Below are 9,795 nucleotides of genomic sequence, written 5' to 3' on the forward strand. Positions count from 1 at the left end.
CCAATTCAAATAATTCTCAGCCAGAAGCCGAGGGAGTAGGGGCGGGAGGGATTGGCAACGGGCATGAGTGCCACAAAGGTCGGTGCTGGGCTGCGCACGGCTTCCTCCCTTCCGCTCCCCCCGCTGGCGCGCGTCTGCAACGCGCCAGTGGGGCGGGGGCGGGCAAAACGGGGCCCTTGCTACCGGCCTAAGCAACCACCCGCGCTGCTTGGGGCTTGGCGCGCAAACGCCGGTGCAAGGGCCGCTCCACGGTTTGGTAGAGCCCGATGCTGAGTAGCGTGTACGCCCCGATGCAAACGGGGCTGCTGTCCGACACGTACTTGCGGAACAGGTAATCAACCGTGCCCAGGTGAATTAAGTACAGCACGTAGGAGGCTTTGCCCAATAGGGTGAACAAGCGGGTTTCCAGGAGCCGCCGCAGCTGCGTCTGCTCGCTGATAAGGCCCCACAACAAGCTGCACACCAGCACGGGCAGCAGCCCGTTGCTGGCAAACACCAGCCAGTAGTACCAGTCGGCCGCGCCCTTGGCTAACGGGTGGTAGTGCCCCGGAAAGAAGCGGTACAGCAGGCTGAGCACCAGTAAATAAATCGGAATGCCGCCCGCCCCAAGCAGCGTGTAGGCAATGCGGCGGGTGGGCTGGCGGGGCTGTTGGGCCGCCCACAAGGCCAGGCCCACGCCCATCAGGAACTCGGCGCTGTGCCCGAAGAAGGTGATGCTGAGCATAAACCGCACATCTTGCATCAAGCCGTAGTGGGGCACAAAAAGCGCGCAGAAGCCCACCAGCAGGAAGCCCAGCGCCAGCAGGCCCAGGGCGTACGCCACCAGACGCCGCAACCGGCGCCGCGCGCCCAGCAGCAGCAGGGGGGCGCACAAATAAAACGTTTCCTCGGCGGTGAGCGACCACGCCGTGGGCAGCCCCAGCACGGAAAAATGGTTGAAATAAGCCCGCAGCAACGTGACGTTCAGCAGCACGGCCAGCAACTTTTCCCGCCCCGTGAAAGCGGCGTTCCACTCCCACCAGCCGTGCGTGGGCTGCACCAGCATCACCCCGAAGGTGAGGCCGCTGAGCAGGAAGTAGACGGGGTAGATGCGGGCAAACCGGTTCTGCAGGTAGCGCCCGAGCCAGGCCCAGGTGGGCGTAACCTGGTCGGCGTAGCGGGTCGCAATCAGGAAGCCGCTCAGCACGAAGAAGATGTTGACGCCGATGCCCCACTGCCGCACGTACTCCACCACCAGCCGGTTGAAATAGGGCAATTGCTCCGGCGTCTCGCGGGCCGAAAGGTGCACCAGGACGACCATGTAAGCGGCCACCGCCCGAACGCCGGTCAGGGCAGGGAAATACGTTTTCAAGCGGGGGGACAATCGACTGTGGCCCGCAAAGGTATTCGGCGCAGCCACTGGCCGGCGAGTAGTTGTAAGCCGAACAAAAAACTCAGGCAGAACGAGGGGATAGCCTCAACAAAAGTCGATGGGGTGGGGTAAAATAAGGCAACGGGTGGGAGCGTCGTCAAGGCCCGCGTATTGCCGCCGCCCAGCCGCGTGAGGTGGTCGGGCAGCTCGGGCAGCAGCAGGTTGAAGCTGAGAAAAAAACAGGAACGACAACAGGCACATCAGCCCGAAGCCGAGGGCGCAGGGGCCGGCGGGGGTGGCAGCATGGATGCCGCAGGGGTCGGTGCTGGGCTGTGTAAGCCAGCTATGCGAGCATGAGCTTCGCGGCATCCGCGCCAGTTCGAGGCGGTGAAGCAGTCGGTGCAGGCCCAGCGCCTGCTCCACCCACTGCCGGAAACGGAGAGCGAACTGAGCTACGCTCTGCAGCTGCTGGCGGCCCCGCGCAACCTAGAGTCGATGTTCGGCAACGTGAGCGAGAGGCAGCGGGAGCTGAAGGTGCACCAGAATTTGCATGAGGTCCGCAGTGGGCCCAATACCCTGGAGCAGATTGAGCAGAAGTCGGCAATTCGGGCGTAGGCGCTCAGTCAAAGCGGGGCTTATTACAAAAAATTCTCGCTCCGCAATAACGAAATGGGCAGAAAAGCGGCCCGTATCTGCCGGATTCAGGCCTGGGGAATGTCACAAAAATCGCGAATTGGTAAATTGACAACTCACTCATTGACTAGTGCTTAATAAATAAAATTCTCAATTTATATAATTAATTTAATTATTATTTGTAATAATATTTAAAATATATAATTTTACACATGTCACAAATTGTCTTGTATTGTCCTTTTTTGCTGTTTTCTTTTCCTCGATTTTTGTCTCACTCCCAATCAAAATTCAAAACATAACCATACCAGCCATGAATAAAAAACCCGTACTCCTTGCCCTTCTCGTAGCTAGTGCGCTGCTAGCCAGTCATACCTCCCGCGCCCAAGAGGGAGCCGTATATTCGCTTGGTGACTTCAATAGCTATTCTCTTTCCTTGGGAACTACTTATCGTTTTAATCTGGGGTACGTGCATTCGTATCTGGGCTTAAATATAAAGCCCCTAAACACTGGAGAATGGCAACTGGGCACCGACGGTGCAAATAACGGAGGCTCCATGATTACGGGAGGATTGACTGGCGTCATGCGCTTCATGACCATCCCCACTGCCAATGCCGGCGCTCCTCAAATCTTTAACGACGGACAATTATACAATAATACCCGCCTGACCATCTACCCCAGCGGGTTGGTCCAAATTCCTGGCCAGACGCAAATAGGCAGCCAACAGCCGCTCAGCTCCCATCCGGACTCTAAGCTTTCAGTCGACGGCAAACTGGTGGCCAAGTCCATCTACGTGACAACCCAAGGGTGGGCTGATTTTGTGTTTGAGCCCGGGTACCGGTCCATGTCCTTGCCCGCCCTGGAAAGTTATCTGCAGAAGAACAAGCACTTGCCCCACATTCCTTCGGCCCAAGAAGTTGAGTCAAATGGCATCAACGTGGCAGACATGAACGCGAAACTGCTGCAAACCGTGGAAGAACTGACTTTGCACGTCATTGCCCTCAGCAAGCAGGTGACCGCCTTAGAGGCCAGCAAAGCGGCCGAAGGCCGTAGCAAGTAATCCACCCGCAGATTTATGTGCATCGCCATGAGACATCTTGTTCATTCTTGTTTACTTGCCCGTTGGCTGCATATTCTGCCCGGGCACTACTTCGCCTTGCTCCTGTTGCTCATGGTAGCACTGGGCAGCCATTCGGCGCGAGCGCAAAATTTCCCTCCGACCACCCTAACCAATTTTACCATTGATGGGTCGACTTCGGCCACTTGGTATATCTCTAATAGTGCCGGGGCGGTGCGGCGTTCCGACTTTTCGGTGATCCTAACTAAATATGTAGGCTCACGTGACGACCCCTATCAAATTAATATCTACCGTGTAGGGGGCAACCAAGCACAAAATACTTTTCTCCCAATCACAACTAGGAATGTATCGGGTCCAACTCCTGTAGGTTCAAGTGTTTCTTACGTCATCACCGGCACAATAGATATTACTTCTAATAATCTCTTTTTTGGGGGGTACACTGGGCTGAAGGTCGTGTTAAATCCTTTCGGTCTACAAACCTACCCAAGTAGTAACACTATCACCTTTACCTTAAATGATAACCCATCCAATCCGTCAGCGGCGAGCCTGAGTAATTTTAGCTTGGATAATGCCACCTCCATCAGCCTGTCCTCCACCCCACGAGTGGTTACCGCCCGGGTGACGCTTACCCGTGACCCTGGTTTAGCAGATAATTTCTGGGTCCGAATAGGCGGCAATAATAGGGGCTTAGTTATTCAGAACTCGTATACAAATACTCAAGGAACCGCTTGTCAAGTGCCATCAACGGGGTGGGCTTTGGTTAACGGCAAGCGGAGGTGCTCTTTAACTTGGACGTTTTCCGTAAGCTCCAACGACGTAAGCTCTGTCAGCAATGCCTTGGTGGTCCAAGCCACGACCACTAATGTAGGAGGCGGGTTTCTTCTCGCGAATGATGGCAATCCAGTGGCGTTGAGTGTGGTGACGGTCCCCTGCCAGAGCGATGTTTTCGTGCAAAATGTGCTAGGATTTTCCGGCACGAAAAACTCGGGGGCGAATTTGTATGCGGGCCGAGCTGTAACGAACACCGTAACTACTGGAGATGTAATAATCTCATCATTTTCATCAGCCGAATTTACCGCCCGTGAGGCTGTTGTGCTGGCCGATGGATTCATTGCCCCGATAGGGTCCACTTTTGCCGCGCTGATAGACGGTGCGGCTTGTTCTTCCTTCGCACCGGAAGACCCCACGGGCCCAAGCGCAGCGCGCCAAGTCAGTATGGACGAAGGAATGTCCCACGCCCTCCCCGCTTCTGCTCGGGTCTCTGCCGCCGAAAACAGTTCTCTGGCAAGCGTCGCCATCTACCCCATTCCGGCTAATGATGAGATTAACGTCACTTTGCTGGAAACAGGTGCCGCCCATGAATTGCGTGTCTACAACAGCATAGGTGACGAGGTTCAACGCGTGCGGCTAAAGCCTGGGCAAACTAAAGTGGATGTTCGGAGGCTGCCGGCTGGAATTTACTACTTGTATAGCTCCTCAAACAACGGCATCGTTAAAGCCCGCTTTAGCATCGAGCGATAAAATCTGGCGGGAGAATTTTCTCCGAGTCAGCTCAACAACAAGCCCCCTTTAGAATTCCGTCCGGAACTCTAAAGGGGGCTTGTTGTTGAGCCAATTACTTCAATTGTCAACGGTGTCGGAAAGAGCGCATCACTTGCAATCCCTCTAAAAAACGCTCGTATTCTGGGGGGGTATGGGTGTGACTCTTACCAATGAGTTGTACAAACTCCGAGCTCTGATTAAGAATTACCCGTTTGTTGCAGGAAGCTACCGTGCACAAAAATGGCCCGAAAACAAAACACAGGGTTCTCGGGCCGTCTAAGCACTTGTCTAGGTTAGGCCCCTGGCTAGCTGCTACCCTCCCTACACCACCCGCCGCACCACCACCGTCGCGCTCCCGCCCTGCTCCCCCTCAAACTGTCCCGTCAGGTAGCGCGCCGTGTCCGGGCCCAGGTCGGCGCGCGTCAGCACCGTCACGGCGCCGGCCGCGCAGGGCAGGGGCGTGGTTTTGGCCCCGTCCTTCTGCGCCATCCAGAGCAGCAGCGTCGTGGCGGCGCGGTTTTCCACGGTCAGGGTGTAGGCGGGGCCGTAGTTGGTGTTGGCCAGCCGCAGCGGCTGGCCCGAAGCCGCCGTGACCGGCAGCGTGCGCACGATGCGCGGCCCCCCGGCCACCGTACGGCGCTTGGCGGCCACGCCGCGGCGCTTGTTGGCCTCGGCAAAGGCGTTGTACAATTCAGCCCACCGAAACTTAGGGTCCGGGTCGGTGCGCTGCCCCTTCAGCAGCGTGTCCATCAGCCGCAGCGCGGCCCCGAGGCGACCCAACAACTCGGGCAGGGCCCGCGTAGCCAGGCGCGGAGCCGCTTTGGCGTCCGTTTGGGTGTCACTCGCCGCCTCAAAGGCATCCGCCGCGTCGGCCGGCGCCTGAATCACGGCATCGGTCAGGCGGTACTCGGCGCGCACCTGGGCGGGCAGGGCCTGCACGGCCTGCACCAAGTTGCGTATGTGGTTCACGTCCTCGGTGGCCTCGCCGTAGTGCACGTCGGCGTAGCTCAGCGTGAAGGCCTGCTTCAGCCCCAGTTGCCCAGTGGCCAGGGCGTAGCCCACGGCGCGGGCCGACAGAGTGGCGGTGGCTAGCGCCATGTTCTCGCGGGCTGTGTCCTTGTCCGTGGTGCTGGGCGTGGTCTCGGCGTCCTGGGCCGTCTGCTCGGCTGCAATGGCCGTCACCAGTTCGGCGCGAGCGGCGTCGGCCGCGAGTAGTGGGGGAAAGTCAGCTAATTCGGCTCGGTAGGGCGCCACGGCCAGGCCCACGCGCTGGCCGCTTTCGAAGATGGAAGTTTCCTGGGCAGTCATAAGGTAGAAGGTTGAGGTTTGGAGCTTGTGAAGCTGAAATGTACATGGCTCCAACCACATCAGCCCGTTATTCTTACGTTTGGCCCCCGGCCTCACGCGCCGAAAGCCGGCCCAGTGGGGTTGGCGCACGTTTTTGGGCCTAAAAATTTGTATGAGCAGGCCCGTGGCATGGATGAGAAGACGCGTGATGCGCATGAGCAAGCCCGTGACGCGTACGAGCAAGCGCGCGGTGCCCATGAGCCGGCGTTTTGCGCCCGTGAGCGCGTCCGCGGCGTGCATGAGCATGCACTTTGCGCCCATGAGCACGCCCGTGGTGCCAATGAGCCACCGCTAAGGCCGTACGAAGCCGCCCGAAACCTCTATGAGTTGCTTCAAGGCGCTTATGAGCCGCCACAAGACTCACAGCGGTTCTCTGATTCGCGTATTGGTCGTTCGGCTCCCCTCTCTTTGGGAGAGGGGCCGGGGGTGAGGTTTCGCCAGCTGAGCAATCTGCCCGCCACCCACCTCCCCCTGCCAAAACGGCCGCCCCGCACTTCCGGCCCCAACCTTGCCCCGAGGCCGGCAATGCTCAACTTCCTGAAAACCATTTCCGCCAAGCGGCCCACGTCCGGCGACAAGCCGCCCGTGAGCGTGCGCGAGCGGGTGTCGGCCCTGCGCAATTTGCCGGCGTTTCTGAAACTCATCTGGCGCACCAGCCCCGCCCTGGCCCTGGCCAACATCGCCCTGCGCCTGGTGCGGGCGGGCCTGCCGCTGGCCACGCTCTACGTCGGCAAGCTTATTCTCGACGCCGTGGTGGTCCTCACCCGGCTGCCCGCGGCGGAGCGGGTGCTCACGCCCGTGCTCACGCTGGTGGCGCTGGAGTTTGGCCTCGTGCTGCTGGCCGACGCCCTGGGCCGCGGCGTGGCCCTGCTCGATTCGCTGCTCGGCGACCTGTTCGCCAACCAGTCCTCCATCCGCATCATGGCCCACGCCGCCGAGCTTGATTTGGACCAGTTCGAGGACAGCGCCTTCTACGACAAGCTGGAGCGCGCCCGCCGCCAAACCCTCTCGCGCACCGTGCTCATGAGCCAGGTGCTGAGCCAGGGCCAGGACTTCGTGACGCTCGTGCTGCTGGCCGGCGGGCTGGTGGCCTTCCAGCCCTGGCTGCTGGGCCTGCTGCTGCTGGCCGTGGTGCCGGCCTTCCTCGGCGAGTCGCACTTCAACGAGCGCAGCTACTCCCTGAGCCACTCCTGGACGCCCGAGCGCCGCGAGCTCGACTACCTCCGCCAGACCGGCGCCTCCGACGAAACGGCCAAGGAAGTCAAGATTTTTGGGCTCTCCGATTTCCTGATAAACCGCTTCCGGGAGCTGTCCGACGACTTCTACAATCAGAACAAAGCCCTCGTGCTGCGCCGCGCCGGCTGGGGCACGCTCTTCGCCGCCATCGGCGCGGCCGGCTACTACGGCGCCTACGTCTACATCCTGGCCCGGGCCGTGGCTGGGCAGATTTCCCTGGGCCAGCTGGTCTTTTTGGCTGGCTCCTTCGCCCGGCTGCGCGGCCTGCTCGAAGGCATCCTCAGCCGCTTCAGCTCCGTGGCCGACGGCGCCCTGTACTTGCAGGACTTCTTCGACTTCTTCGCCCTGCGCCCCCGCATTGTGCGGCCGGCCGCCGACGACGCCCGCGTGCGGCCCTTCCCGCGGCCCATCCGGCTGGGGTTTGAGTTTGAGAACGTCGGCTTTCAGTATAAGAACGGCGCGAAGTGGGCCATCCGCAACCTGTCGTTCCAGCTCGAAGCCGGCGAGAAGCTGGCCCTGGTGGGCGAAAACGGCGCCGGCAAAACCACGCTCGTTAAGCTGCTGGCCCGCCTCTACGACCCCACCGAGGGCCGCATCCTGCTCGACGGCCACGACCTGCGCGAGTACGACCCCGCCGAGCTGCGCCAGGAAATCGGCGTTATCTTCCAGGACTTCGTGCGCTTCCAGTTGCCGGCCGGCCAGAACCTGGCCGTGGGTCGCATCGAGGAGCGCCAGAACCAGCCCCGCATCGAGCAGGCCGCCGGCCAGAGCCTGGCCGACACCGTCATCGCCAAGCTGCCCGGCGGCTACGACCAGATGATTGGCCGCCGCTTCAACGGCGGCGTGGACCTGAGCGGCGGCGAGTGGCAGAAAATTGCCCTGGGCCGGGCCTACATGCGCGACGCCCAGCTGCTCATCCTCGACGAGCCCACCGCCGCCCTCGACGCCCGCGCCGAGCACGAGGTGTTCCAGCGCTTCGCCGAATTAACAAAAGGGAAAACTGCCGTGCTCATCAGCCACCGCTTCAGCACCGTGCGCATGGCCGACCGTATTTTGGTGATGGAAAACGGGCAATTCGTGGAGATTGGCTCGCACGAAGAGCTGCTGGACAAGGGCGGGCGCTACGCCGAGCTGTTTGCCCTGCAGGCCGCCGGCTACCGGTAGCGGCGGCGGGTGGGCCGGCCATAATCTTTCTGCCGGGTTTTCCGCCCCTAACTGTCTTAGCTTTCGTACATTGGTAGTCCCGTAAACTTATTTCTGTCCGTATGAAACCGACGATTACGCTATTGTTACTGGCCGTGCTGGCCCTGGCCGGGTGCATGACCACCCGTGAGGCCCGCGTGGAATCAGACTATAGCTACCGCGGCAATTTTCGAAGCTACCGGACGTATGACTTCGTGACCGGTACCGGCCTGACGGCCGACAGCAGCCGCCTGGGCCAGTCCCTGCGGCAGGCCATTCAGCAGCGCTTGCTGGCCCAGGGCTACCGCCTGGCCCGGCGCCGGCCCGACATGCTGGTGAACTTCCGGGTGTACGAGGGCGACATGAACTTCCACGGCTTCGCGCAGGAAGACCTCAGCCAGTGGATTAAGCGCAACATTGAGGAGAACGACGAGACGCCCAAGGAGGACCGCCAGGGCTACCAGCCCGTGCGCCTGCTGCTGGCCGAAGGCACGCTGCTCGTCACCCTCATCGACGTGAAAACCAACCGCGCCGTGTGGAACGGCTACGCCTCGGGCGTGACCGTGCCCGAAGGCCCCATGGGCGAAATCGTGCTCCGCCGCTCCGTCCGCTCCATCCTCGACCGCTACCGCGTCTTCACCGAAGAATTCGCCAACGGGAACCTGCCGCGGTCCGAAGAAGGGGAGTCCGAGCGCTGAGAAACTATTTGACTCACAATTGAAGGCAGTTAAAACGCTGTAGAGACGCCTAATTGCGTCTCGGCGTCCGCGCCGGGCAAACGAATCGTTCAAGACTGAGAAGCAATTAGGCGTCTCTACGGGGTGCCTGCTCGCTGGCCGCTAATAGTTCGTGCGGTTTTTCTGCCGCTCCCAGGCTTGAAAACCGGCCAGCGCTTCGTCGCGCAGCAGCTGCGTCATGGGCAGGCGGCGGGCAGCCAGGGGGCGGCCCAGCTCTTCGTAGATGAACTGGTCGTCGAAGCCCACGGCGGCGGCATCGGCCTTGGTGTTGCCGTAGAACACCCGCGCCGGCCGGGCCCAGTAAATGGCGCCCAGGCACATGGGGCAGGGCTCGCAGCTGGTGTAGAGGTCGCAGCCGTCGAGCTGGAAAGTGCCAAGTGCGGCGCAGGCCTTGCGAATGGCGTCGACTTCGGCGTGGCAGGTGGGGTCGTGGGTGCTGGTAACCCGGTTGAAGCCGCGGGCAATGATGCGGCCGTCCTTCACCACCACCGCGCCAAAGGGGCCGCCGTGCCCGTCCCGCATCTTTTCAATGGACAGGCGAATGGCTTCGCGCATGAATTCGGGATTGGGGGCCTGCATTGATGTACTCATGTGCTGATTAATTGATGTTAGGACTTACGCACGGCCGCTTTCTCGCAGAGGTCGCGGAGGAAAACCGCGGAGGTTCGCGGAGGTCAGGCAAGAAAATCTGC

General features: G+C 60.7%; 8 protein-coding genes. 5 read left to right on the forward strand and 3 right to left on the reverse strand.

Features of this window, described 5'->3' with window-relative positions:
• Positions 1 to 187: 187 nt before the first annotated feature.
• Positions 188 to 1,351 carry an acyltransferase gene (locus RMO51_RS02040; protein ID WP_310391540.1) on the reverse strand — a complete coding sequence of 388 codons (1,164 nt, stop codon included), beginning with the start codon at positions 1,349 to 1,351 and terminating at the stop codon, positions 188 to 190.
• A 387-nt stretch (positions 1,352 to 1,738) separates the two neighbouring features.
• On the opposite strand from RMO51_RS02040, the gene RMO51_RS02045 reads away from it, so the two are divergent.
• From RMO51_RS02045 to RMO51_RS02055, 3 genes are all read left to right on the forward strand, one after another.
• Positions 1,739 to 1,966 (forward strand): hypothetical protein, encoded by a 228-nt coding sequence (locus tag RMO51_RS02045; protein ID WP_310391542.1) that lies wholly within the window; start codon positions 1,739 to 1,741, stop codon positions 1,964 to 1,966.
• A 250-nt stretch (positions 1,967 to 2,216) separates the two neighbouring features.
• Complete coding sequence (locus RMO51_RS02050; RefSeq protein ID WP_310391543.1) at positions 2,217 to 3,041, forward strand: hypothetical protein; 825 nt, start codon at positions 2,217 to 2,219, stop codon at positions 3,039 to 3,041.
• Positions 3,042 to 3,056: 15 nt separating this feature from the next.
• Positions 3,057 to 4,580: a T9SS type A sorting domain-containing protein gene (locus tag RMO51_RS02055; RefSeq protein ID WP_310391544.1), complete on the forward strand. Its 1,524-nt coding sequence runs from the start codon at positions 3,057 to 3,059 to the stop codon at positions 4,578 to 4,580.
• Positions 4,581 to 4,922: 342 nt separating this feature from the next.
• On the opposite strand, the gene RMO51_RS02060 is transcribed toward RMO51_RS02055, so the two are convergent.
• Entirely contained in the window at positions 4,923 to 5,909 is a 987-nt protein-coding gene (locus RMO51_RS02060) for a hypothetical protein (protein ID WP_310391546.1), read from the reverse strand.
• Positions 5,910 to 6,473: 564 nt separating this feature from the next.
• Between RMO51_RS02060 and RMO51_RS02065 the strand changes: the two genes are divergently transcribed.
• Positions 6,474 to 8,348, forward strand: a complete 1,875-nt coding sequence (locus tag RMO51_RS02065) for an ABC transporter ATP-binding protein (protein WP_310391548.1) — start codon at positions 6,474 to 6,476, stop codon at positions 8,346 to 8,348.
• A gap of 101 nt (positions 8,349 to 8,449) precedes the next feature.
• The gene (locus tag RMO51_RS02070) at positions 8,450 to 9,064 is read left to right on the forward strand and encodes a DUF4136 domain-containing protein (protein ID WP_310391549.1); all 615 of its coding nucleotides are present in this window, start codon (positions 8,450 to 8,452) and stop codon (positions 9,062 to 9,064) included.
• A gap of 141 nt (positions 9,065 to 9,205) precedes the next feature.
• Here RMO51_RS02070 and RMO51_RS02075 read toward each other — a convergent pair whose 3' ends face one another.
• On the reverse strand, positions 9,206 to 9,694 hold the full coding sequence (locus tag RMO51_RS02075) for a nucleoside deaminase (RefSeq protein WP_310391551.1): 489 nt from the start codon (positions 9,692 to 9,694) through the stop codon (positions 9,206 to 9,208).
• Positions 9,695 to 9,795: the final 101 nt, after the last annotated feature.

Source organism: Hymenobacter sp. (assembly GCF_031398885.1).
Lineage (GTDB): Bacteria > Bacteroidota > Bacteroidia > Cytophagales > Hymenobacteraceae > Hymenobacter.

Bases quoted from the DNA above. Each gene is read 5' to 3' on its own strand.
- RMO51_RS02055 (WP_310391544.1), top strand. From the start codon at position 3,057: ATGTGCATCGCCATGAGACATCTTGTTCATTCTTGTTTACTTGCCCGT.
- RMO51_RS02060 (WP_310391546.1), bottom strand. From the start codon at position 5,909: ATGACTGCCCAGGAAACTTCCATCTTCGAAAGCGGCCAGCGCGTGGGC.
- RMO51_RS02065 (WP_310391548.1), top strand. From the start codon at position 6,474: ATGCTCAACTTCCTGAAAACCATTTCCGCCAAGCGGCCCACGTCCGGC.
- RMO51_RS02070 (WP_310391549.1), top strand. From the start codon at position 8,450: ATGAAACCGACGATTACGCTATTGTTACTGGCCGTGCTGGCCCTGGCC.
- RMO51_RS02075 (WP_310391551.1), bottom strand. From the start codon at position 9,694: ATGAGTACATCAATGCAGGCCCCCAATCCCGAATTCATGCGCGAAGCC.